The 23,823-nt window shown below is 59.6% G+C and carries 20 protein-coding genes; 9 read left to right on the top strand and 11 right to left on the bottom strand.

Annotated elements, in window-relative coordinates:
• The first annotated feature begins 38 nt into the window (after positions 1-38).
• Positions 39-1,022 (top strand): formylglycine-generating enzyme family protein, encoded by a 984-nt coding sequence (locus P3T22_RS10390; protein WP_429324892.1) that lies wholly within the window; start codon positions 39-41, stop codon positions 1,020-1,022.
• A 19-nt stretch (positions 1,023-1,041) separates the two neighbouring features.
• Positions 1,042-2,436 (top strand): hypothetical protein, encoded by a 1,395-nt coding sequence (locus P3T22_RS10385; protein WP_429324891.1) that lies wholly within the window; start codon positions 1,042-1,044, stop codon positions 2,434-2,436.
• A gap of 309 nt (positions 2,437-2,745) precedes the next feature.
• Here P3T22_RS10385 and rpsT read toward each other — a convergent pair whose 3' ends face one another.
• The gene (rpsT, locus tag P3T22_RS10380; RefSeq protein ID WP_028197938.1) at positions 2,746-3,024 is read right to left on the bottom strand and encodes a 30S ribosomal protein S20; all 279 of its coding nucleotides are present in this window, start codon (positions 3,022-3,024) and stop codon (positions 2,746-2,748) included.
• A gap of 555 nt (positions 3,025-3,579) precedes the next feature.
• Here rpsT and murJ point away from each other — a divergent pair.
• Together murJ and P3T22_RS10370 are read left to right on the top strand one after the other, a co-directional pair.
• Positions 3,580-5,130, top strand: coding sequence for a murein biosynthesis integral membrane protein MurJ (gene murJ, locus P3T22_RS10375; protein WP_429324890.1), 1,551 nt, complete (start codon positions 3,580-3,582; stop codon positions 5,128-5,130).
• A 5-nt stretch (positions 5,131-5,135) separates the two neighbouring features.
• Positions 5,136-5,978, top strand: a complete 843-nt coding sequence (locus P3T22_RS10370) for a SirB1 family protein (RefSeq protein ID WP_429324901.1) — start codon at positions 5,136-5,138, stop codon at positions 5,976-5,978.
• 113 nt (positions 5,979-6,091) lie between these two features.
• On the opposite strand, the gene P3T22_RS10365 is transcribed toward P3T22_RS10370, so the two are convergent.
• The 5 genes from P3T22_RS10365 to lpxK form a co-directional block, all read right to left on the bottom strand.
• Positions 6,092-6,850: a 3-hydroxyacyl-CoA dehydrogenase gene (locus P3T22_RS10365; RefSeq protein ID WP_063497166.1), complete on the bottom strand. Its 759-nt coding sequence runs from the start codon at positions 6,848-6,850 to the stop codon at positions 6,092-6,094.
• Positions 6,851-7,137: 287 nt separating this feature from the next.
• Positions 7,138-7,803, bottom strand: coding sequence for an adenylate kinase (gene adk, locus P3T22_RS10360; protein WP_429324889.1), 666 nt, complete (start codon positions 7,801-7,803; stop codon positions 7,138-7,140).
• Positions 7,804-8,017: 214 nt separating this feature from the next.
• Positions 8,018-8,818 (bottom strand): 3-deoxy-manno-octulosonate cytidylyltransferase, encoded by an 801-nt coding sequence (gene kdsB / locus P3T22_RS10355; RefSeq protein ID WP_429324888.1) that lies wholly within the window; start codon positions 8,816-8,818, stop codon positions 8,018-8,020.
• Positions 8,819-8,987: 169 nt separating this feature from the next.
• Positions 8,988-9,191 (bottom strand): Trm112 family protein, encoded by a 204-nt coding sequence (locus P3T22_RS10350; RefSeq protein ID WP_063497163.1) that lies wholly within the window; start codon positions 9,189-9,191, stop codon positions 8,988-8,990.
• A complete protein-coding gene (lpxK, locus tag P3T22_RS10345) occupies positions 9,172-10,188 on the bottom strand; it encodes a tetraacyldisaccharide 4'-kinase (protein WP_429324887.1) in 1,017 nt (338 codons plus the stop codon). Before lpxK ends, P3T22_RS10350 begins: the two co-directional genes overlap by 20 nt.
• A gap of 580 nt (positions 10,189-10,768) precedes the next feature.
• On the opposite strand from lpxK, the gene xseA reads away from it, so the two are divergent.
• Together xseA and sodB are read left to right on the top strand one after the other, a co-directional pair.
• Positions 10,769-12,148, top strand: coding sequence for an exodeoxyribonuclease VII large subunit (xseA, locus tag P3T22_RS10340; RefSeq protein ID WP_063497162.1), 1,380 nt, complete (start codon positions 10,769-10,771; stop codon positions 12,146-12,148).
• Positions 12,149-12,368: 220 nt separating this feature from the next.
• Positions 12,369-12,947 (top strand): superoxide dismutase [Fe], encoded by a 579-nt coding sequence (gene sodB / locus P3T22_RS10335; RefSeq protein WP_063497161.1) that lies wholly within the window; start codon positions 12,369-12,371, stop codon positions 12,945-12,947.
• Between the two features lie 622 nt (positions 12,948-13,569).
• Here the strand turns inward: sodB and P3T22_RS10330 are convergent.
• From P3T22_RS10330 to P3T22_RS10315, 4 genes are all read right to left on the bottom strand, one after another.
• A complete protein-coding gene (locus P3T22_RS10330; protein WP_063497160.1) occupies positions 13,570-14,580 on the bottom strand; it encodes an Ldh family oxidoreductase in 1,011 nt (336 codons plus the stop codon).
• 154 nt (positions 14,581-14,734) lie between these two features.
• Complete coding sequence (locus P3T22_RS10325) at positions 14,735-15,475, bottom strand: FadR/GntR family transcriptional regulator (RefSeq protein ID WP_063497159.1); 741 nt, start codon at positions 15,473-15,475, stop codon at positions 14,735-14,737.
• Between the two features lie 282 nt (positions 15,476-15,757).
• Positions 15,758-16,765 (bottom strand): trans-3-hydroxy-L-proline dehydratase, encoded by a 1,008-nt coding sequence (gene lhpH, locus P3T22_RS10320; protein WP_063497158.1) that lies wholly within the window; start codon positions 16,763-16,765, stop codon positions 15,758-15,760.
• A 36-nt stretch (positions 16,766-16,801) separates the two neighbouring features.
• The gene (locus P3T22_RS10315; RefSeq protein ID WP_063497157.1) at positions 16,802-17,923 is read right to left on the bottom strand and encodes a branched-chain amino acid ABC transporter substrate-binding protein; all 1,122 of its coding nucleotides are present in this window, start codon (positions 17,921-17,923) and stop codon (positions 16,802-16,804) included.
• 143 nt (positions 17,924-18,066) lie between these two features.
• Between P3T22_RS10315 and P3T22_RS10310 the strand changes: the two genes are divergently transcribed.
• From P3T22_RS10310 to P3T22_RS10300, 3 genes are all read left to right on the top strand, one after another.
• On the top strand, positions 18,067-20,301 hold the full coding sequence (locus P3T22_RS10310; RefSeq protein WP_236720857.1) for a N,N-dimethylformamidase beta subunit family domain-containing protein: 2,235 nt from the start codon (positions 18,067-18,069) through the stop codon (positions 20,299-20,301).
• 279 nt (positions 20,302-20,580) lie between these two features.
• Positions 20,581-20,748, top strand: a complete 168-nt coding sequence (locus P3T22_RS10305) for a hypothetical protein (RefSeq protein ID WP_420488452.1) — start codon at positions 20,581-20,583, stop codon at positions 20,746-20,748.
• A 609-nt stretch (positions 20,749-21,357) separates the two neighbouring features.
• A complete protein-coding gene (locus P3T22_RS10300; RefSeq protein WP_429324900.1) occupies positions 21,358-21,936 on the top strand; it encodes a glycine zipper family protein in 579 nt (192 codons plus the stop codon).
• 411 nt (positions 21,937-22,347) lie between these two features.
• Here P3T22_RS10300 and P3T22_RS10295 read toward each other — a convergent pair whose 3' ends face one another.
• Complete coding sequence (locus P3T22_RS10295; RefSeq protein ID WP_429324886.1) at positions 22,348-23,778, bottom strand: NYN domain-containing protein; 1,431 nt, start codon at positions 23,776-23,778, stop codon at positions 22,348-22,350.
• Positions 23,779-23,823: the final 45 nt, after the last annotated feature.

Genomic DNA, 23,823 nt, shown 5'->3' with positions numbered 1-23,823 from the left:
GCGGACACTGTAGGACTGCAGTTTTTGGAAGAACTGGAATGAAAAAATATTTGATGTTTCATGCGCTTTGCCGCTTGAGAGTGTCGATGCCGGGCTTATGGAAAATTATTTTGCCAGTGGCATTCTGCCTGATTTCCGTGACATCTGAGGGGAAAGAAGCCCTTAATGCGTTGAAGCATTTTAAGGACTGTGACGTCTGCTCTGAGATGGTTGTTATTCCGGCTGGTGAATACATGATGGGCGCGAGGAAGGAAGACTTCGAGGGTGAAAAGAATTATGCATCGATGTACGAGGACGAAACTCCGCAGCATTCCGTGTCTGTCAAGTCATTTGGTATTGCTAAATTCGACGTGACGAGGAAACAGTTTTCGATTTTCGCAAAAGAGACCGAATTTGATGGTAGGGGATGTTCCGTTTATAACGGCGAGGGATGGTGGCCTAACTCCCGTGCGGACTGGAAAGATCCGGGGTTCAGCCAGAGTGATGATGATCCGGTTGTCTGTGTTTCATGGGCGGACGCGCAGAAGTTTATCGCGTGGCTGAATTCAAAATTGCCCGCTGGCAACGCTAGAAAATACCGGCTGCCGACCGAGGCCGAGTGGGAGTATGCGGCGCGTGCCGGTACGGTTACCCGTTCATATTGGGATGGTAAGCGTTCTGAGCAATGCGCATATGAAAATGCAAGAGATGTGTCCGCGCGAGATCTAGACCCAGCGGCCGCCTACGTAGATTGCGAAGACGGATACGTCGAAACTTCGCCGGTCGGATCGTTCAGGCCAAACCCATGGGGTTTGTACGACATGCTCGGCAACGCGTATCAGTGGGTTTCCGATTGTTTCCAATTTACCTACTCAAATGATCCAGAGGATTTTCATTTTCCGGATTGTTCAAAGAAGACAGCGCGAGGGGCCAGTTGGGCAACGATTCCGATTGGCGTTCGCTCATCCGTTCGACACGCATATAAGACCGAAACGCGTGATAGTGTTATCGGATTTCGACTTGCTGTTGATCTATCAAATTAATTTAACGAAAAGGTGAATAATGAGTGGAATAACGGTAATTGAAACTAATGTAAATGTGGCTTCATTCACCAAAGCGTGGGTTGATTTTGCAACCGCGGTTCGCGACTATGTTCATGGGGACGCGACACCGGAGAATGTTGAAGCGGCCACCATCGCGTTAGCGTCGGCGGCGACGGCACTTTCCGAGGTTCCTGGTTTCTCCGCCATTTCGGGAGTAGCCGGTCTTATAGCAGGGAAAATGGGGATCGATGCGGACAGGCGGGCATTGGACGATGCGACGTTCAGAAAGGACAGCATGGCGCAAGCGGCAGCTGTGGCCGGCTTGATAGCTGACGGTGCCGCAATTGGCGCGGGTGTCGCAGGCGTTGTCGCAGAGGTGGCTCCAACGACGGCACCTGCAATGCTTGTAATCGGAACTGCGGGCGGCGTTGTCGCATTGTTTGCGGGTACAGCGCAGAACACTATCGGAGGCGTGAACTGGCTGCAGAATTATCTCAACGCTTTAAGCCAGGCGCTAATAGATGGGGCGTTTAAACAAAGCGAAGAATTACAGATCATCCTGAGTGACATGCACGGCAACGCGGAGATCTTTGTACCCGGAAACGCTACCGACAGTTTTACTGGAAGCCTCGCTGGAGGGAGCAGCTTTCAGGTCGAGGAAAACGGTGTGGAAACTGGCCGCGTCATCCTCGATATGAGTGGTTCAAAGATTAATATAAAGATCACTGGCTCGAACATAGTCTCGAACGTCGACAATTTCCTGATCGATCTTGAAGATGGCGCAAGTGCTTCGATTAATGGCAAGGGAAATACCATTAACGTTGGAGCCGGCGCCGCGGTAACGTTCAACTTTGCCGATGACAATGTCATTCTGGACCGTGCAACCGGAAACGAAATTCACGTCGCGAACGGTACCATCACCACATGGGGGCAACGTGGCGTAATTTCCGGGGCCGCGACGGGCAGCGTGACTAGTTTTGACGACGGCTCGCAGGACGTGGTCGCGTACAACGCTGCGGGTGTGAAAACAGATAGATTGTCGATCATGAATGGCGGAACATCCGTGCACGAATTCTATGATGAGCAAACCGGGATCATGGCGGGGCTGCATTTGAACTTCGACGACGGCTCACGCAACGTTTGGAGATGGGATTCGGCCGGCCAGACGGAGCAGACCAGCTACGCGTCGGACGGATCGGGTCGCCAGTTCATCCAAGATTCCGAAGGAGGCCTTATAGCGATAAACGACATCCACGCTGATGGTTCCGTGGAGAATGTCTACCGCCCTCTTGCTTCAGTCCGGATGAGCGCGAGCGATAGGGTTGGAGTCGAAACTGAAATCAATCAGGGCACCGCAGTCATCGCGGATTTTCCCGGAGAGATTGGGATACCCGATCGAATGTATCTGCCCTAGGTGCTGCGGACCAGCGCGCAGCGCAACTGATCCAGGCGATGGCTGCTTATGCGCCAGAATCATCCGCACAGACGTCTCTCACCACGGCACCAGTGAATCCGGAGATTCAACTCGTGGCTTCCGGACATTAGTCAGCTCCCTCGCCTGCACATGTGCCGAGTAGTCCCACGTACGCGCGGGACTATGCATGTCTGTTGCAGTCTTCTGAAGGAAGGTCTGTTTGTCGCACCAAGCAAAAAAGCCCGCCGAAGCGAGCCTTTCTGTTGCAGCGGAAACAGGAGGTAGCCCACCGAAGCGGGCTGACCGAATTTACTGCGCTGCGGGTGCTTGCAGACCCTTGAGGGCTGCAGCCAGGCGGCTCTTGTTACGAGCTGCCTTGTTCTTGTGAACGATTTTCTTGTCGGCGATGATGTCGATGGTCTTCGACGATGCCTGGAAGATCTCGGCGGCCTTAGCCTTGTCGCCGGCTTCGATAGCCTTGCGGACAGCCTTGATAGCCGTGCGGAACTTCGAGCGCAGTGCCGAGTTGTGCGAGTTTGCCTTGGCGGCCTGGCGGGCGCGCTTGCGTGCTTGTGCGGAGTTAGCCATGACGGTTCCTTATCCTGTTCCTGTTTCCAGTACCTGACCTTCAAGTGGTGAGGTGCTGCTTTTAGATCGAACTCTTGGAAGCGATTGCCCAAGAGCGCAAAAGTGTCGAAATAATTCGAAAAATCGATCGGACTACGCGAAGGCGGGCCCGTGTTCCGGTGTTTTCCGAGGCTGGCGGTCTGCGCCTCAATACGGCTTGCATGCTGCTCGAGCTTGCGTACTGCGGCGCGCCTGAACCCCGTCCGAAAATTGAGCGAGCTTCGAAACCGGCGATTATAGCAACAAAATCAGGCACGTGGCAACGGGGAATCGCCAGTCCTGATGTGCCGGGTTGCCACGCAAGGTCCGGGATTCCGTGGGCCAACGGGGACGGGGAGGGCATGCCGCCGACTGCGCAACGGACGAACGGACGGCGGGCTCGGCACGCAAGGCGCGCGGCAAGCAACAAAAAACGGCCCGATCCGCACCTCCGAGCGAACGTCCGCGGCGCAAATCGGTCCGATTCGCGTTCCGGCTCGTCGTCCGCACCTGCGGCACCCGTATAATAAGCGCCCCATGAATCTATTCCGAGCCCTGCTGACGGTCAGCGGCTTCACGCTGCTGTCGCGCGTGACCGGACTGGCCCGCGAAACGCTGATCGCACGCGCGTTCGGCGCCAGTCAATACACTGACGCGTTTTACGTCGCCTTCCGCATTCCGAACCTGCTGCGCCGCATTTCCGCCGAGGGTGCCTTCTCGCAGGCCTTCGTGCCGATCCTCGCCGAGTTCAAGAACCAGCAAGGACACGACGCCACCAAGGCGCTCGTCGACGCCACGTCGACCGTGCTTGCCTGGGCGCTCGCGATTCTCTCGTTGATCGGCGTGGTGGGGGCGTCGGGCGTGGTGTTCATCGTCGCGTCAGGGCTTGCGCATGAAGGCCAGGCGTACGCGCTCGCGGTCACGATGACGCGCATCATGTTCCCGTACATCATTTTCATCTCGCTGACGTCGCTGGCGTCCGGCGTGCTGAATACGTACAAGAACTTTTCGCTGCCTGCCTTCGCCCCGGTCCTGCTGAACGTCGCTTTCATCGTCGCGGCGGTGTTCGTCGCGCCGCGCCTGCACACGCCGGTTTATGCCCTTGCCTGGGCGGTGATCGCTGGCGGCGTGCTGCAATTCATCGTGCAACTGCCCGGTCTGAAGAAGATCGATATGCTGCCGCGCATCGGTCTGAATCCGCTGAAGGCGCTCGCGCACCGCGGCGTCAAGCGGGTGCTGTCGAAGATGGTGCCGGCGATGTTCGCCGTGTCGGTCGCGCAGATCAGCCTGATCATCAACACCAACATCGCGTCGCGCATCGGCCCGGGTGCCGTCTCCTGGATCAACTACGCCGACCGGCTGATGGAGTTTCCGACCGCGCTGCTCGGCGTCGCGCTCGGCACGATCCTGCTGCCGAGCCTCTCGAAGGCGCACGTGGACGCCGATCCGCACGAGTATTCGTCGCTGCTCGACTGGGGGCTGCGCGTCACCTTCCTGCTGGCCGCACCGAGCGCCGTCGCGCTGTTCTTCTTCGCCCAGCCTCTCACCGCGACACTGTTTCACTACGGCAAGTTCGACGGCAACTCGGTGGTGATGGTCGGCCGCGCGCTGTCGGCCTACGGCATCGGCCTGATCGGTCTGATCCTCATCAAGATCCTCGCGCCCGGTTTTTACGCAAAGCAGGACATCAAGACGCCGGTGAAGATCGGCGTTGGCGTGCTGATCGTCACGCAGTTGAGCAACTACCTGTTCGTGCCGATTTTCGCGCATGCGGGTCTCACGCTTAGCGTCGGGCTCGGCGCGTGTGTCAACGCCTTGTTTCTGTTCCTTGGCTTGCGCAAGCGCGGCATCTATATGCCGTCGAGCGGCTGGCTGAAGTTTTTCGTACAGCTGTTCGGCGCCTGCCTGGTGCTGGCCGGCACGATGCATTGGCTCGCGATCAGCTTCGACTGGATCGGCATGCATAATCGGCCGGTCGACCGCATCGTGTTGCTGGGGGCGTGCCTCGTTCTGTTCGCCGCGCTATATTTCGGTATGCTTTGGCTGATGGGCTTCAAGTACGCGTATTTCAAAAGGCGAGTGAAGTGATCACGATGACGCGGGTTCTCGATTATTTCAGCACGCTGGTTGCCGAGGACGACAGCTTGCCGCTGACCGAGGCGGCGCTCTCGCTCGCGCAGGACGCTTATCCCGATCTCGATATGCAAGGCACGTTAGCCGAGATCGACGAGCTGGTCGTGCGCTTGCAGCGCCGCATGCCGGACGACGCCGACATCAGGCAGAAGGTCGGCATTCTGAACCGTTTCTTCTTCCGTGAGCTGGGTTTCGCCAGCAACCTCAACGATTATTACGACCCCGACAACAGCCATCTGAATGCGGTGCTCAAGCGGCGCCGCGGCATTCCGATTTCGCTGGCGGTGCTGTATCTGGAGATGGCCGAGCAGATCGGTATCCCGGCGCGCGGCGTGTCGTTTCCGGGCCACTTCCTGTTACGCGTGACAACACCGGATGGCGACGTGATGCTCGACCCGACCAGTGGGCATTCGCTGTCCGAATCGCAGATGGTGGACATGCTGGAGCCGTATGTGGCGTCGGCGGGCGAGTCGGTGAGCCGGGCGCTGCGCATGTTGCTGCAACCGGCCACGCGCCGCGAGATCATCGCTCGCATGCTGCGCAATCTGAAGTCGACTTATCTTCAGACAGAACGCTGGCAGCGTCTGCTGGCGGTGCAGCAGCGTCTCGTCATTCTGTTGCCGGAAAGTATCGAGGAGGTGCGCGATCGCGGTTTCGCCTATGCGCGGCTTGACTATCTGCGTCCGGCACTCGAGGACCTCGAACGATATCTCGGCGACCGGCCCGACGCGGAGGACGCGACGATGGTGGAGTCGCAGTTGCATGAACTGCGTCAACGCACCCAGTACGACGACCGCGACTAAGAACGCTTGCCGGCCGGCCGGTCAAACAAAACGCCTGCACGTGACTCATGTTGAGTCGCGTGCAGGCGTTTTTCATTGGCGCGGCCGCGTAAAGCGGCACGCAGGACACCTCGTTACTTCGGCTGCATCCGGATCGCGCCGTCCAGACGAATCACTTCGCCGTTGAGCATCGGATTGTCGAAGATCTGCTTGGCCAGCATCGCGTACTCTGCCGGTTTGCCGAGGCGCGGGGGGAACGGCACCATCGCGCCGAGCGCGTCCTGCACTTCCTGCGGCATGCCGAGCAGCATCGGCGTTTCGAAGATGCCCGGTGCGATCGTCATTACGCGGATCGCGTTGCGCGACAGGTCGCGCGCGATCGGCAGCGTCATGCCGACCACACCGCTCTTGGATGCCGCATAAGCGGCCTGGCCGATCTGGCCGTCATATGCTGCCACCGACGCCGTATTGATGATCACGCCACGCTCGCCATTCGTATTCGGTTCGTTCTTCGACATGGTTGCGGCGGCGAGCCGGATCATGTTGAAGGTGCCGATGAGATTGATGGAGATGGTGCGGGCAAACGACTCGAGCGGATGCGGACCGTCTTTGCCGACCGTCTTGATGGCGGGCGCAACGCCCGCGCAATTGACGAGGCCGCGCAGCGTGCCGAGCTTCGTGGCGGCTTCAACGGCTTGGGTGGCGTCGTCTTCGCGGCTCACGTCGCATTTGACGAACACGCCGCCCAGTTCCTTCGCGAGCGCCTCACCGGCATCCTGATTCAGATCGGCGAGCACCACCTTGCCGCCATTCTCGACGAGAAGGCGCGCTGTCGCCGCGCCGAGGCCCGATGCACCGCCGGTGATCAGGAATACGTTGTCACGAATCTCCATGTCTTCTCCTTTGCTTCAGTTCGGTAATGTCTCGATCGAATATTTTTTCGATGATCGATTGTAACGGCTGTGCTGCAATGCGGAAAGCGAAGTGGCGGGGGGCGCCGCCCGCATGGGGTCCTTGCCGGCGACTCATTGCACCGCCAAACTGATACGGATGGCTAATTAATGCTGGGCATGGCGGGCCACGGAGATCGTGGGAGCGCGCATGCCACGCCGCGCGCAATAAAAAACCCGCCGGCATGGGCGGGTTTTTCAACCGACAACCGACAACGGGCGACGCGAGATTACTTCAACGCATCGAACGCGCGGTTGCGAATTTCGTCGACTGTGCCGAGGCCCGAGATGCGGCGATATTCCGGCGCCTTCAGCGGACTCGACGGGTCGCCGTTTTGCGCCCAGTTGTTGTAATACTCGATCAGCGGCTTGGTTTGCGCAACGTACACGTCGAGGCGCTTCTTGACCGTTTCTTCCTTGTCGTCGTCGCGCTGGATCAGCGGTTCGCCCGTCACGTCATCCACACCTTCAACCTTCGGCGGGTTGAACTTGACGTGGTACGTACGGCCCGACGCCGCGTGCGAGCGGCGGCCGCTCATACGCACGATGATCTCGTCGAACGGCACGTCGATTTCCAGCACGTAATCGATCGCGACGCCCGCCTGTTTCATGGCTTCGGCTTGCGGAATGGTGCGCGGAAAACCGTCGAACAGATAACCGTTCGCGCAATCCGGCTGCTGCAGGCGTTCCCTCACCAGGTTGATGATCAACTCGTCCGTGACCAGTTCACCGGCATCCATGAAGCGCTTGGCTTCAAGGCCGAGCGGCGTGCCTGCCTTAACGGCCGCACGCAGCATGTCACCGGTGGAAATTTGCGGAATGCCGAACTTTTCCTTGATGAAGTTTGCCTGAGTGCCCTTACCCGCGCCCGGCGCACCCAAAAGGATCAAACGCATGTGATATCTCCAGATCTATGTGAATTCTTTGGTGGCGCTGCAGCCATCCCACGATTCGTCGAGGGACCCGCGTCGGCTGCCGTTTCGAGTCTCGCGCTGCACGTCGACAACGACGGCGCTGCAAGGCGACAACGGGGCGACCGGGGCAAACCCTGACTCTCGCATTTAACGGGAGGCGCGCACAACCGTCCGATTATGCCATGGGTTTTTAAGCTCAAGCCCCGAATAAAGCCTGCACGCGCGCGAGATCGGCGGGCGTGTCGACGCCGGGCAGCGGCGCATTCTGTGTGACGAGCACCGCGATTCGCTCGCCGTGCCACATCGCGCGCAATTGTTCGAGCGCTTCGACCTGCTCGATCGGCGAGATCGCGAGGCTCGGATATGTGCGCAGGAATTGGGCACGATACGCGTACAGGCCGATATGCCGATGGACGACCGCGAGGGCCGGCGGCGCGGGCATCGAGGCCACGTCGGGCCAATGCGGCTGATACGCGTCGCGTGCCCATGGAATCGGCGCGCGCGAGAAGTACAGTGCGACGCCGCGCGCGTCGAGCACGACCTTGACGATGTTCGGATTGAAAATTTCCGCGGGGTCGGTGATCGGATGCGCGGCGGTGGCGATCGCGCAGCCGTGGCTCGAAGCCAGGTGCGACGCCACGCCGCACACGAGCACCGGGTCGATCAGCGGCTCGTCGCCCTGTACGTTCACCACGATCGTCTCGTCGCTCCAGCCGAACTGCGCCGCCACTTCCGCGAGACGGTCGGTGCCCGACGGATGATCGGCACGCGTCAGCACGGCTTCGAAGCCGTGCTCGCGGGCTACGTCCAGCACCGCTTGCGCGTCGGAGGCGATCAGCACCTGCTGCGCGCCCGATTCGCGTGCGCGTTCGGCGACCCGCACCACCATCGGCTTGCCGCCGATATCGGCGAGCGGCTTGTTGGGCAGACGCGTCGAGGCGAGCCGGGCCGGCACGACGGCGATGAACGGAGGAGTGGTGGCGTTAGCGTTGGTCATCGGAAGGACGAGCGGCGATGAAACCGGAAGAAAGCGCTCGCAAGTGCAGTGCGGGCGCTGATGGGGAAGATGGCAAACAACACGGCAAATGCGGAAATTGCGGATCAGGCACGCGCGGCGCGTTGAATGGTCTCGCACCGCACCCGCCCCGCGTCGGGCAAAAGCTGACTCAGGCAACAGAGCCCGGATTCAGATCGACCGGCGTGCCTTCCACGGTCTGCCGCGCTTCGTCGACCAGCATCACGGGAATGCCGTCGCGGATCGGATAGGCAAGCTTGTCCGCATGGCAGATCAGCTCCTGCGCGGAACGGTCGTAGCTGAGCGGGCCCTTGCAGATCGGGCAGACGAGAATTTCAAGCAGGCGAGCGTCCACGGACTTTCTCCACAACTAATGCAATGAGGCGATGATCGAGCGCGGCTTCGACAGGGACAACCCAGATGCGCGCGTCGTGCCAGGACCCTAATTTTACCGCATCCTTTTCGGTTATCAGGATGGCGTCCGCGTCGACGTCCGCAAAAGGATTGCGCTCGAACGCGTAGTGATCCGGCAACGCACGGGTGGCGGGCGTGAGGCCGGCCGCGCGCAGCGTCGCGAAAAAACGCTCCGGCGCGCCGATGCCGGCCGCGGCCAGCACGCGATCGCCGCTGAATTGCGCGAGCGGGCGGCGCAGACCGGGGTTGTCAAGATGCCAGGTGTCGGCGGGCGCGAGTTGCAGCTCGAACGTGTTCGGCCAGGGGGGGAGCGTGCGGGCGTAAGGATCGTTGATCAGCGTCGCATCGCGGCGGCGCGATAGCGGCTCGCGCAGCGGACCGGCCGGCAGCAGAAAACCGTTGCCGCCGAGCCGATGATCGAAGACCACCAGTTCGGCGTCGCGCTCGAGGCGGTAGTGCTGCAAGCCGTCGTCGCTAACGATCACGTCGACTTCGCGATGTGCGGCGCACAGCGCCTGCGCGGCCGCGACGCGATCCGGGCAGACCCACACGGGTGCGCCGGTGCGGCGCGCGATCAGCAGCGGTTCGTCGCCGCCGACGTTCGCCGCCGACGTTGCGAGGACCGGCGTCGGTCCCTTGACGCGCGCGCCATAGCCACGCGACACCACGCCGGGCTTAAAGCCGGCGGCGCGCAATGCTTCGACCAGCGCGATGACGGTCGGCGTCTTGCCGGTGCCGCCGACGGTCACGTTGCCGACCACCACCACTGGCACGCCGATGCGCACGGATTTCAGCCAGCCGAACGAGAAAGCGGCGCGGCGCGCGGCGGCAATCGCGCCGAACACACACGCGAAGGGCGTCATCGCCCACGCAAACGGGCCACGCTGTTGCCACTCGCGTGCAAGGCGTGCTTCGAGACGGTCGTTCAGTTCGCTCATCGGCGAGCCGCAAGGACAGGCGATGCGCCGCACGCCCGAAGGGGCTGGGACGGCGGCGCGGAAGCGCCAGGTGCGATACGCGGGACAGGCATCAACGCAGTTCTCCGGGCAATCGAAAAGGTGAAGCGAAAAGGTGAAGCGGCGGCATCCGATGCGCTCGCGCAGCGTGCCTGTCAGTGTGCCGCAATGGCGCGCGCTGCGGGGCGTTCGGCGCGCTGCCGAACTCGCCACTCTAGCGCGCGTGCGTCCCGCCCGGCAAGTCGCTTGCCTCGGGCGGCGCGGCGGGCCGCTCCGTAAAACGATGCCCACAGCCTGTGGATAACTTTGTGGAGAACCTGCCCGTCGATGGGCTGAGAGGGCCGCGCCGAGCGCTCCGTATCGGCAATCGTTCTCTTTAATGAGATGCAAATCCCATATAAATCAATAACATGATTCCAATTCGCACGGTCTGGCGGGCGATCTGGCGGCATTCGTCTGACGGCTCACGACATGTGGACACTTTTAACAATTCGTCTGCCGCGCTAGACGCCGATGGCCACTCGGTCTATCGTCTGTCCGGCCAGTCACAGATATTCCTCGCATGAATCCCGAAAGCCCTTTTTCTTCGTCGGCTACGCCCGGCGGTGAAGTTGTCGTCCCCGTTTCCGCGCTCAACCGTGCGATTGGCACGATGCTCGAACGCTCATTTCCGCTCGTCTGGGTGGCGGGGGAAGTGTCGAACTTCACGCGTGCCGCGAGCGGCCACTGGTATTTCTCGATCAAGGACGCTCAGGCGCAGATGCGCTGCGTGATGTTCCGCGGTCGCGCGCAATACGCCGAGTTCACGCCGCGCGAAGGCGACCGCATCGAAGTGCGCGCGCTGGTGACGATGTACGAGCCGCGCGGCGAGCTGCAACTGAATGTGGAAGCGGTGCGCCGCACGGGGCAGGGGCGTCTTTACGAAGCTTTTCTCAAGCTGAAGGCCCAACTCGAAGCCGAGGGCCTTTTTGCCGCCGAACGCAAACGTGCTTTGCCGGCCCATCCGCGCGCGATCGGCATTGTGACATCGCTCCACGCCGCTGCATTGCGAGACGTCCTGACCACCTTATCGCGTCGCGCGCCGCATATTCCTGTGATCATCTATCCGGCGCCGGTGCAGGGCGTGGGCGCCAGCGCCAGGGTGGCCGCGATGGTCGACGCGGCCAACGTCCGGCGCGAAGTCGATGTGTTGATCGTGTGCCGCGGCGGTGGCTCGATTGAAGACCTGTGGGCGTTCAACGAAGAAGTGCTTGCGCGCGCGATCGCTGAAAGCGCGATCCCGGTGGTGAGCGGCGTGGGCCACGAAACCGATTTCACGATCGCCGATTTTGCCGCCGACGTGCGCGCACCGACGCCCACTGGCGCCGCCGAACTCGTCAGCCCGCAGCGCGTGCTGTTGCTGCGCGAGCTCGATCATCGCCATGCGACGCTCGCCCGCGGTTTTGGCCGCATGATGGAGCGGCGCGCCCAACAACTCGACTGGCTCGCGCGCCGGCTCGTGTCGCCGGCTGAGCGGCTCGCGCGGCAGCGCACGCATCTGCAGCAATTGAGCGTGCGGCTGGCATCGGCGGGCGCGCGTCCCGTGCGCGACGCCCGAGCGCGGTTTTCTCTGCTGCAGATGCGTTGGCAGCGCTGGCGCCCTGATCTCGCCGCGTATGAGGCGAAGCTCGGCAACCTCTCGCAGCGTCTGGACGCTGCATTGTTGCGCCAGCATGAACGTCAGTCCACGCGTATCGACACGCTAGCCGCGCGGCTCGAAGTACTGAGTCCACAGCGCACGCTGGAACGCGGCTATGCCGCCGTGCTCGATGCACAGAGCGGCCGCGCCGTGCGTGCGCCGTCATCGCTGAAACCAGGGCGGCGCCTTACGGTGCATCTCGCCGAAGGGGCCGCGGACATTGCTCTCGCGGATGTGCAACCGCGCCTGACGGACGGTTTCTGACACTTCGCCGACAGCAGCGCCAAGGCGTGCTTTTGACCTTCGCATGGGGCAGGCACAACCCGTGCGAAAGCACTAATTACGCTATGTGTGCGGCATGTTCGCCGATGCCGGGCATAAAGTCCGTTGGTTTGCGGGGTTATTCCAACTCGCCTACAATCCAGTGCTCAATAGCGTTATCCGCAGACTCCCCCACAACAGATACAGACAGAAGGAAAGCACCATGGAACATACGCTCCCGCCGCTGCCGTTTGCAAAAAACGCACTCGTTCCAAACATGTCGGAAGAGACGCTCGAGTATCACTACGGCAAGCACCACCAGACCTATGTGACTAACCTGAACAATCTGATCAAGGGCACGGAGTTCGAGAACCTGTCGCTCGAAGAGATCGTCAAGAAGGCATCGGGCGGTATCTTCAACAATGCTGCTCAAGTGTGGAACCACACGTTCTTCTGGAACAGCCTGTCGCCGCAAGGTGGCGGTGCACCGACCGGCGCACTGGCCGACGCGATCAACGCCAAGTGGGGTTCGTTCGACAAGTTCAAGGAAGAATTCGCCAAGACGGCAGTCGGCACGTTCGGCTCGGGCTGGGCATGGCTGGTGAAGAAGGCCGACGGTTCGCTCGACCTCGTGTCGACGAGCAACGCCGCTACGCCGCTGACCACGGACGCGAAGGCGCTGCTGACGATCGACGTGTGGGAACACGCGTACTACATCGACTATCGCAATGCGCGTCCGAAGTTCGTTGAAGCGTACTGGAACATCGTCAACTGGGAATTCGCGTCGAAGAACTTCGCGTGAGATTGCTGTGTTCCGTGACAATATAGTTTGGAAAGCGCAATAAAGATTGGAAAATCCGAACTAGGCAATGCAATAAAGTCTGGAAACGGTAGTGAGAATGAAAGCCCTCCCGAGTGAGGGCTTTCTGCTTTCTGGTGTCTTGGCGAGCGACAAGGTTGTCTGTTGAGCGTGATCCGGTTTTCATGTGTGCACCTCCAAAGCAGTTGGCGCCCACGTCATTGGGCTCATACAACAATTCAGGTAGTTGCTCGGGCTGTCCGACACTCATCGGAGCCTACAGGCCCGGACCCTTGCGAACCGATGTGATTTGATATGAGCGACGAGATTTCCCGCAGATGGTCGTCCGCGATTCGGCCATTGCTGCCATTCGAGTATCGGCGTTCGTCAGGCGGCTACGGATCACTTTCCGGTCATTCGCATGTCGGCGGATGCGAATGACCGGTCGCACCGCAAGCGGATACGTACTTGCGACCCATAGGAGCCGGTTGAGAGAAAACGGCGAACGTCCGCATGTAATTGCTGACAGGACGTCCGCAAGTAACGTGCCGATACCTTGGTTGTTCGCGCCGGTCGCGGTACCTGAGGTGTAGAGCCAGGATGCGGCCCTGTCACCTACCGGATCTCACGAAATCAAGCGGGTAAGCTCTTCGTGGAGTTCCTTTGAGAGCGACACGCCGTGCTCAATGCTGCGCTGTCGTGCATCGAATCGTCGCTGGGAGGGCAGGCGCGCGCCCTGACCCACGATTCCTTCAAACAGAGTCTCAGCGCGCTGCAGGTTCTCCGTAGAGTCCGCGCCAGCGAAGACTGCAGGGTCGAAAGCGATGACGATTTCACCGTGACAAGGGGCCGCTCCTACGCCTTCGTCAAAAGCCAGCGACTCCGGGCTGAGCATATCGCTGATCAACGGGCCAGCCAGCAATTCAACCATCGCTGAAAGCGCGGAACCCTTATAGCCTCCGAATGTAAGCATGGCCCCCCTTAATGCTTTATCGGGGTCATCGGTGGCTTGACCGTTTTCGTCGATCGCCCAGTCGCTCGGAATCCTGGAGCCGGACCGCTTGTGCAGCTCGATGTCGCCACGGGCGATTCTGCTTGTAGCCATGTCGAACACAAATGGAAAGGGGCCTGGACGTGGCCAGGCGAACGCGATCGGGTTGGTTCCAAATAGCGGCTTGTTTCCGCCAGCAGGTGCTACACAGCTATGGGTAGGCGTCATGGCTAGTGCCACTACGCCTTCAGCCGCAATTGCCTCAACCTCCGGCCACAAAGCGCTGAAGTGGAAGCAGTTGTTGATCGCCAGAGCCGCGATACCGGATTTCTTCGCCTTCTCAACAAGTACCCGACTCCCCAATTCAAAAGCAAGCGGAGAGAATCCGAAGCGGGCGTCGACTTTAACAAGCGAAGGCGAGACATCCTTTATCTGCGGCTCGGCATCCGCGTTGATTTTGCCGGTTTTCAGCGTCTTTACACACCCGATAAGGCGCCATACACCGTGCGAGTGACAATCGTCCCGTTGGCCCGCGACGAGGACCTTCGCCATCGCGTCCGATTGACGTGCGCTGAGCCCATTAGATGTCAATACGTCAAAGGCCAACTTGTGCAGGTGATCAAGTGAAAGAACTATATCTGCCATGTCTTCTGAAGTCCGTCGTTTAGGAGTAGCCGCGCGGCCACGCGCGTTCGATTTGCCCCCTGCGTCTGGTGCTGCTCATCAGGGGCATCGCTGCTGCGATCTCTTTGCCGACGACAATAGAGGATTCGCAGCCAGCTAATGAATCACGCCGGCGCTACCTGGGCGCAATATCCCGTCGAACTCGCTTGATATGCTGCTCCACGTAGAACGCTGCCGCGTCTGCATCGCCACTCACAATTGATTCGTAAATAAGTCGATGTTCGGATGCATACAGGCGTATCCGTAAGGGATCGAATATCCCGTCGTCTTTTAGCCTTTTCCACAATGGTTGATCCATCGTTTTCGCCACTTCGTCTGCGATCTTGACGAGCAAAGCGTCACCGGTCATTACCGCCAGTTGGCGATGGAACATTCTGTCGCTGTTATTCCAAAGCGCACGCTGCTCAGGATTGGAGATATCCTGGATCGTCTCCATCTCAGCAAGGTATTGCTCAGCCAGGCGATCGCGCTTGCCCCGTGCGGCGGCTCGACGTGCGATTGCTGGCTCGAGGATGAATCGTGTTTCGAGCGTTCCCGTTGGGCTGAAATCCGGCTCCGCATTCTGAGCTCCATGATTGCCGTCGCCGTTGAGTAAGTGCTCAGAGGCCGCAGACGAGACGTAGGTACCAGAATTCCGTTTCGTCACAACGAGGCCTTCATTTTGAAGTGCCCCTATTGCCTCTCGAACCGCAGGCCGACCGACTCCATAGAGCGCCGCAAGTTCGCGTTCCGATGGCAGTCGTGACTCGGCCGAGAACCGTCCCGTGCGGATCTCCTCCTTGATCTTCTCCTCGACCTGCTCATAAATCTGCAGTGGTCTGAAATTCGATTCGAGATCCTGCCGTGTCGTACCCATCTCACTTCCTTTCATTTCCTGACGCCCGATGCGGAGGGATTCTCCTGCCGTTGACGAATCATTATCATACGTCGGCAACATGATGCCACCTCCCGGTTCGACCGCCCGATTCGACCGCCCGATTCGACCGCGCATGAAGTGTTCCACATGGCTCGTACAAGGCAAAAAAGCGCGGCTGCATCCCATTTCAGAATGCGCCGCGAAGGCTCCAAGGAGATGGGTCAAAAGATGTCACGTCAGCGTGGCAGTTGCCCTGGAAGCAGCGCCTGGAATCTGCACCCTCTACCGCACCAGGAATCCGTAGGTCAAAGGGTCGCGTTCGTCGATCAACCACGTCCCGTAGCCGCAGATGAACGCGTTCCCTTCGATCTCGGGAATCACCGCATCGAACTCACCGCATTTCGTCTCACTCAGCACGCGGCCCTTGAAAATCGTTCCGATGATCGACTCATTCACGAGCGTTCCATCCGAGGGTAGGGTGCCGCGCTGGTAGAGCTGGGCGACGCGCCCTGCGGTGCCGGACCCTGTTGGCGATCGGTCAACCTCGCGATCGGCGAAGATGCAGCAGTTCGCCTGAGTCGATCCCGGATGACGGGGTGCATTCGAAATGATCGTGCCGTAGAGCCCTCTGATTTCCGGAATCTCTGGATGAACGATGTCAAACGCTGCATTAGTCGCCTGTGTGATCTCGTCGCCGAACTGCTTCAGTCGATCAACGTTGCTTTCGCCTACCGCCATATCGTACTGCGCACCATCGACGTAGAAATAGAACGCGCCTCCGTAAGCGATATCACCTGACACGGGGCCGAACGTCGGCGTATTGACGATGACGTCCTTTTTCCAGACGAATGACGGCACATTCACGAAACGCACATTCCCTGCATTTTCGCCGTCCCACTGGACGAAAGCCTCGAGGAATCCGCAAGGCGCGTCGATGCCCACGCGCGTTTCCGGCGACGTGCGCTCAATCCACCCCAGTTCAACCGCCGCGGTGGCCAGCGCGATGGTCCCGTGACCACAATGGGGACTGTAGTCTTTATTCTGCGTAAAGATGATGCCGAAATCCGCACCTTCGGTGACCGGCTCAGTGAGGAAGCCTCCGTACATATCGGCATGGCCTCGAGGTTCCAGCATCATGGCGCTCCGTAACTCATCCGCATGCTTCTGGATCCACTCCCGCCGCTCCACGATGGTTTTCCCCGCTAGGCGCGGGAAACCATTGGTGATGATGCGAAACGGCTCACCACCGGTGTGCATTTCAATCGTGTTAAGTGTCCTGTTTATTCGCATAGATACTCCGTCTTGCTTACTATTTTCGTTGAAACCTCAGTTGCCGTAAGTTACGACAGCGCCATCCTTGAATGTGTACACGGTCGTCGCCGAGCTTTTCAGATCATGATGTGCGTCGAACGAATACTCGCCGGCCACGCCGGTGTAGGCGGACTTGGTGAGTTGCGCACCAATTTTGGCGCGGTCGGATGTTGTGCCAGCCTTCACCATCGCGTCGGCCAACAGCTTCATGCCGTCGTAATAACTCACGCCATACACCTGCGTATCGACGTTGAAGGTCGTCTTGTACTTTTTCAGAAACGCGCTACCTGCTGGTGTCTTGTCCAGCGAGACCCCACCTTGTGAACAATACGCATTCGTCGCTGCGGGACCTGCAATTTTGGCCATATCAGACGTACAGATTCCGTCGCCGCCCAGCAGCTTCGCCCGCAATCCGAGCTGACGCATCTGTTTGACAAGCGGGCCGCTTTGCGACGCGTAACCACCGTAGAAGATGACATCGGGATTCGTCGCCTTGATCTGAGAGAGAACGCCCTTGAAATCGACCGCCTGACCATTCGTGTATTGCTGGTCGATAATCTTCAGCCCGCGTGCCTTGGCCACGCTCATGAACTCCTCCGCCACGCCCTGTCCGTAGGCCGACCGGTCGTCCATGACTGCCGCTGTTTTCGCTTTAAGCGTATCGATGGCGAAATTAGCCATCGCTCCGCCGAGTTGCCCGTCACTGGCGCCGATACGAAAGACTTCGGTGAAACCTTGAAGAGTCAGCGCCGGGTTCGACGCAACCGAAAGCATCGGGATGCCGGCGTTCTGGTAGAGCCGCGAGGCCGGGATGGCCACTCCAGAATTGTATGGGCCAAGAACGGCAGTCACCTTGGCGTCGACCAGCTTCTGCGCGACCTGCACTCCAATCCGAGGATCCGCCTGGTCATCTTGAGAGACCAATTTGAATGTTACGTTTTTACCGGCAATCATCGTTCCGGCGCTATTTAGTTCGTCAACCGCCATGCGTGCACCATTTTCGTTGTCTTTCCCTTCCGACGCTTGGGGACCGGTCAACGGCCCAGAAACGCCAACAAGAACAACCTCTTGAGCGCTCGCGCTGCCGAAGGCGAGAAGTGCAGCAACCGCCATTACCGAAGACACCAATTTTCTCATCGCACACCCCCAGTGGTTAAAGTACACTGGACTCGATAGTGACCACTTTTGGTTCTATTTGCAACCATTGAAAAATAAAACCTCACAGGGGTTTCCCCTGGCCGTAAGCGGTCGCAGAGCAGCGCCTGGGACCACGACCAAGAATGATTGATCATTTGACTATGACTACTTCCAACTCCCAAACTCCCGCGATCATCGGCTATGTAACCCCGTGGAGCGCACACGCTGGTCAGGAACTGACGTTCAAAATCAGTTCGCGCGGCGGTCGCGCTTTTATGGCGACCGTTGAGCGCATAGATTGTTGTGACCCAAACCCGAACGGGCCCGGGATGAAGCTGGTCCCGATCGATGTCCAGCTGGAAAGCACCTACCCGGGACAGGAGCAGCCAGTGTTTCCCGGCTCCTGCGCTTACGGCGCAATGCCGCTTCTGGAGGACATTCAGCGCGTCAAGCTCGACCTGACGGTTCAGCCCACGCTTGAGGACGCCTCCCTTCAAACATTGGTCGCTCTTCAGAACCACGATGGGAAGCATGGTGTAGCGATTGCTCTCAATTGCGGCGAACTCGTTTTCCAGAGCCTCGCGACAGGGGAACAGATCGCCACAGGCATAGCTGTCGCCGCCGATCTGTGGACAAATTTGCACATATCGTTCGATCGTGGCGGCCGCATTCAGGCAATCAGCTCAGGTACAAACTCGCGCGAAGAGGCATTCAGAAACGTGGTGGAATTTGACGCACCGTTCTCCGTTATCGCGCTCGGCGCTACAACCGTGTGTTTTGCGGCTATATGGAAAGGACACCCGGAGGATGCTTTCAACGGCTTCATCGAAAGCCCGGAATTGCGCGCGGCCACCAGCGACGCAAGCGGCGATCGGCACGAGGGCACCCTGTTGGCGCATTGGGACTTCACGCCAACGCTCGCTCACACGAGCGTACCGAACTGGCTTGATAGCGACGCGCCATTGACGCTTGTGAACGCACCAATGAGGGCAGTTCGGTCGTCGCGGTGGAGCGGACAGGAGATGGACTGGAAGCATGCGCCAGAGGAATACGCCGCGATCCGGTTCCACTCTGATGACCTGTCGGACTGTGGCTGGCAAACGTCGGTACATCTGAAGATTCCGGCCGACATGGCATCGGGTGTCTATGGATTGCGCGTGGACAATGGAGAAGGAGCCGACACAATCCCGTTTTACGTCACGGTTGCGTCGGAGGGAAAACATGCGCGTATCGCGTTCCTCGCGCCCACACTGACTTACCTCGCCTACGCCAACAACGCCCGAGGAAATTTTTCGGGGGCGCTTGCTGCTCGCGTGGAAGCATGGGGGGCGTATCCCCACAACCCGGACGTCGTAACCTCATTTGGCACATCAACGTACAACTATCACAGCGATGGTTCAGGTATAAGCCTCTCCTCCCGCTTGCGTCCGATTCTCACCATGCGTCCAGGCTATCTGACGTTCCTTGACGAGCATGGATCGGGCCTGCGCCACTTTTCCGCAGACTCTCATCTGACCAACTGGTTAAGGGAAAAGGGGTTTGAATTTGACGTCGTTACCGACGAGGATCTTGATAAGCGAGGCGTGGACGCGTTGAAGCACTACGACGTTGTCCTAACCGGATCGCACCCGGAATACCATACACGCCGAATGCTGGGCGCGCTCCTGGCCTACCGGTCCGCGGGCGGAAGCCTGATGTATCTTGGAGGAAACGGGTTCTACTGGAAGATCGGGCGCACCGCATCGGCGCCACATCTGCTTGAAATTCGTCGAGCCGAGGCCGGCATGCGGGTATGGGAAAGTCAGCCGGGTGAGTACTATAACCAGCTGGACGGCGAGTACGGGGGTATGTGGCGTCGAAACGGATTGCCGCCGCAAAAAGTTGCGGGAGTCGGATTTACAGCGGAGGGAGATTTTCGGGGCACATTCTATCGCCGCACACCTGCCTCCTTTGCCACCGAATATGCCTGGCTGTTCATGGGGGTTAAAGCGGGCGCGGGAGAACTGTTTGGAAACTTCGGCTTGTCTGGCGGCGGCGCTGCGGGCTTCGAAATTGATCAAACTGCGACCGACCTCGGTACGCCCGCCTATGTGAGTGTGGTCGCGTACTCCGACAATCACGACGCCAGTTTCGTGACCGTTCCCGAGGAGCTTCTCTTCAATCGAATGGTCGGCAAACCTAGAGTGCACAGCGGTATTCGAGCCCACATGATCTGCGGCTTCGGCCCGAACGGCGGCGGACTATTCGCAGTCGGCTCTATCTCGTTTCTCGGAAGTCTTTACAACGCCAGTTACGACAACGACGTCTCGCAAATCGTCGAGAACTGCTTGCGCCGCTTTCTAGCCGTTTCCCACACCTCCCGCAAGTTGCCCGTATAGCAAGTTTGATCGGAGGCGGGGTCAGCAAAGAAGCCGATCGGTGACAAGGGCGCGCACAAAGTTTGAGGGTCATCGATTCATAGACAGCGCAGCTAGCGTGCAATGGGAAGCACGCTACGCGCCCGGATTGGCTGTCTTGCGCCGAACTTCAGACATCCAGGCATCGGTCGCGAAGGTCACTAAATGGCCGGTTGCACGCGTCAGACGTGCGCACAGATGGAAAGCGGCCTTCAGCGATGAGCACAAAATCAGACTCCGATGAACCAATTGGAGTCTGACATGGAAGCCAAACAAACTCGGGAGCCGTGGAACAGAGGCAAGCTAGTCGGGCAAAAGCCACCGCTGAAGCTGAAAGACATCTGGGCAATACGAATTTATCTCCAGAATGCAGCCGCCGCTAAAGTTAGGAAATTGACTTTCGTAATGCTTTCGATCGCTACATCCTGAGCAACAAACTCAATGTATAGTGCTTTTGAGAGCAGAATGACTAGTTTTATATTGCAATTTGTTATATGGGTTGCGTTTGACAAGATCGGCGCCAAAAAAGTGAGCGTGACCGTTCCATCCTTTGGAGCGCTCGCTTCCGATCTTTTTTGTCACGGGACACATGCTGGCTGCAGCGTGACAAGATGATTCGGATTTCCAACAAAATTGAAAATCCGAACCGATCGCTGCAATGAAGTCTGGAAACTGTAGTAAAACAGCAAGCCCTCCTTGGCGAGGGCTTGCTGTTTTTTAGTCGGCCGATTTTGGCGACGCCAGACGCCGGATCCGTGTGCACAATCTTTGTCGCTTCGGCAGCCAGATCGCGCGACGCTTGAGGGAGCCAGTTTAGGCCGCAAGGCGTGAAATCAGATTGCCGCTTCGCTTACAAGCGTTACCCGATATAACGCCGGGGGGCGACGATCGAGGCGCCATTCCTGCGAGGCGGTGCGCGAGGCGGTGCGCGGGCCGCGGCGCGAATGTAAGCGAAAAACTTTCTGTAACGATCCTGTAACCAAGAGCGATACTGATTGGCCTAACGTTTGAATTCCAATGTCTCTGAAGCGTACCAACATGATCTCCAGCACCAAGTCGATAAGCATCGCCATACCTGCCGCCGCCGTTGCGCTCGCGCTCGGCGGTTGCGCGGTGATGCCGCCGAGCGGCCCGAGTGTGGTGGCACTGCCGCGCAGCGGCGAGCCGCTCGGTCAGTTCCAGCAGGACGACTATGCATGCCGCGACTATGCGAACCGCTCAACCGACCCGAACGCGGCAGCCCAGGCGGCGACCACGAACAGCGTGAACAGCGCGGCGCTGGGCACGCTGGGCGGCGCCGCTGTCGGCGCACTGATCGGCGCGGCGGCGGGCAATGCCGGCGCGGGCGCGGCGATCGGCGCGGGCAGTGGGCTGTTGATCGGCGGTGCGAACGGCGCGAATGGCGCGCAGTATTCCGCCGCAGGCCTGCAAGCGCGCTACGACGCCGCCTACGCGCAGTGTATGACCTCGAAAGGCAACACGATCTCGCAGCCGCCACAACCGGCCTACTATGCGCCGCAACCGGCCTATTACGCGCCGCAGCCGTACTACTATGCGCCGCCGCCGAGGTATGTCGCGCCGCCCCCGGTGATGTACGCGCCTTATCCGTATTACTGAGGCTGATCGGCAACCTCGCAACGCCTGAGCGAACTGTTTGCGGCGCGGACCAGGCAAATGCCATGCAAGCTTGTTGCTGTCAAGCTTTTGTCATATCTGGCGCAGACACACGAAACGACGGCGGCTAGCCGCCCGGCAAACGGCGTGCGTTTCGATCGAGGGCTAGGGACGCCGGTTGTCTGGCGATTCTGCATAGCCCCCGAACGCCACTTCATCCCTGCCGGCACACGCCGTTTTTGACCCCGTCGTTCGACGTAGCCCGACGTACTGAGTTGCCCGGACATCGGGCAAACGAGGCGACCATGCAGCGAACAGGGGCTTTTTAGGTTTCAGCTTTGCGGATACTGCTGCACTTACATTGCTACGCGCGGTACCGGAGGACATCGGTGCGCGTCACGCGATGTGAGACGCTCATTCCACCTCGCTCGTTGCCGCAGTCTTACGCGGACGGCGACTCCGTGGGGCGGCTTTGCGCGCCGCTTTCCTGGCGGCCACAGGCGCGTTGTCTTCGCTGGCAGGCGCTGCCAGTGCTTCAGCAGGTGCCGCGATCTCCGGTACCTCATCGATCTTTCGCGGTGTTGCTTTTTTCGTTTTCTTCGCGGCTGTCTTGCGAGGTGCGCGTTCCTTGCGGCGCTTAGGTTGAGTGTCGCTCGCTTCCTCTGCTTCTTCGCCCGCTGCCGCGACCGGTTCAGCCGCAAAAGCCTCCGGTTCCTCCCAAGCCGCTTCCGGCTGTTCGAAAACAGGCTCGCTAGCTGATGGCGCATGGGTGTGCACTGCTTCCACTTGAGCTTGCGCGTGGCGGCCGGACTCGATTGCCGCGCGCTCTTCCTGCGCGGCTTCCTGCTGGCCCCGGCCGGGTTTGCGATTGCCACGGCTTCTGCGGCGCGACTCGTGCTTGCCGCCCGACTCGGCTGCCACTGTTTCGGCAACCTGTGCCTCAACTATCTGTTCTGTCGACTCACCAGGTTCGGCCGGCTCGTTCACGTTTTCGACGCCCACATTCGCAGCCGTGCCCCGGTAAACGTATGCGCCTGACTTCTCGTCGCGGCCGAATTCGAGCAGCCCGCGCGCCTGCGCCTCTTCAAGCAGGTTCCCGAATGCGCGAAAGCCGTAGTACGTCTCGTTGAAATCCGGCTTGCGGCGCTTGATCGCGTTCTTTAGTACCGATGCCCAGATCTTGCCGCTGTCGCCACGTTCGGACGCAAGCGCGTCGAACGTCTGCACGGCGATCTCGACCGCTTTGGTGCGGCGTTTTTCGAGGTCTTCCTTGTTGCGCGACTTTTCTTCGTCGGGCGCACGTTTGGCCGTCTGCTGCGCGGCCTGTTGCGGACGCGACGATTCGCGTTTGGCGACCGTGCGCTGACTTTCGCGCACGAGGTCATCGTAGAAGAAGAATTCGTCGCAGTTTGCGATCAGCAGATCGGAGGTGGATTGCTGCACACCGACGCCGATCACCTGCTTGGCGTTCTCGCGCAGCTTCGACACCAGCGGCGAGAAGTCAGAGTCGCCACTGATAATGACGAAGGTATTGACGTGCGATTTCGTGTAGCAGAGGTCGAGCGCGTCGACCACGAGCCGGATGTCGGCCGAATTCTTGCCCGATTGGCGCACATGGGGAATCTCGATCAACTCGAAATTGGCCTCGTGCATCGCGCCTTTGAAACTCTTGTAGCGATCCCAGTCGCAATACGCTTTCTTCACGACAATGCTGCCCTTGAGCAGCAGACGTTCGAGTACCAGCTTGATGTCGAACTTGTCGTACTTCGCGTCGCGCACGCCGAGCGCAACGTTTTCGAAGTCGCAGAATAGCGCCATGCTGACGGTTTCGTTGGATGACGCCATGAATATCTCCATTGAAGCGATCGTCAAATTCGACGAATCGCGACC

It is taken from the genome of Paraburkholderia sp. GAS348, assembly GCF_050434205.1.
Classification (GTDB): domain Bacteria; phylum Pseudomonadota; class Gammaproteobacteria; order Burkholderiales; family Burkholderiaceae; genus Paraburkholderia.
This window is presented reverse-complemented; position numbering and strand designations above follow the sequence as displayed.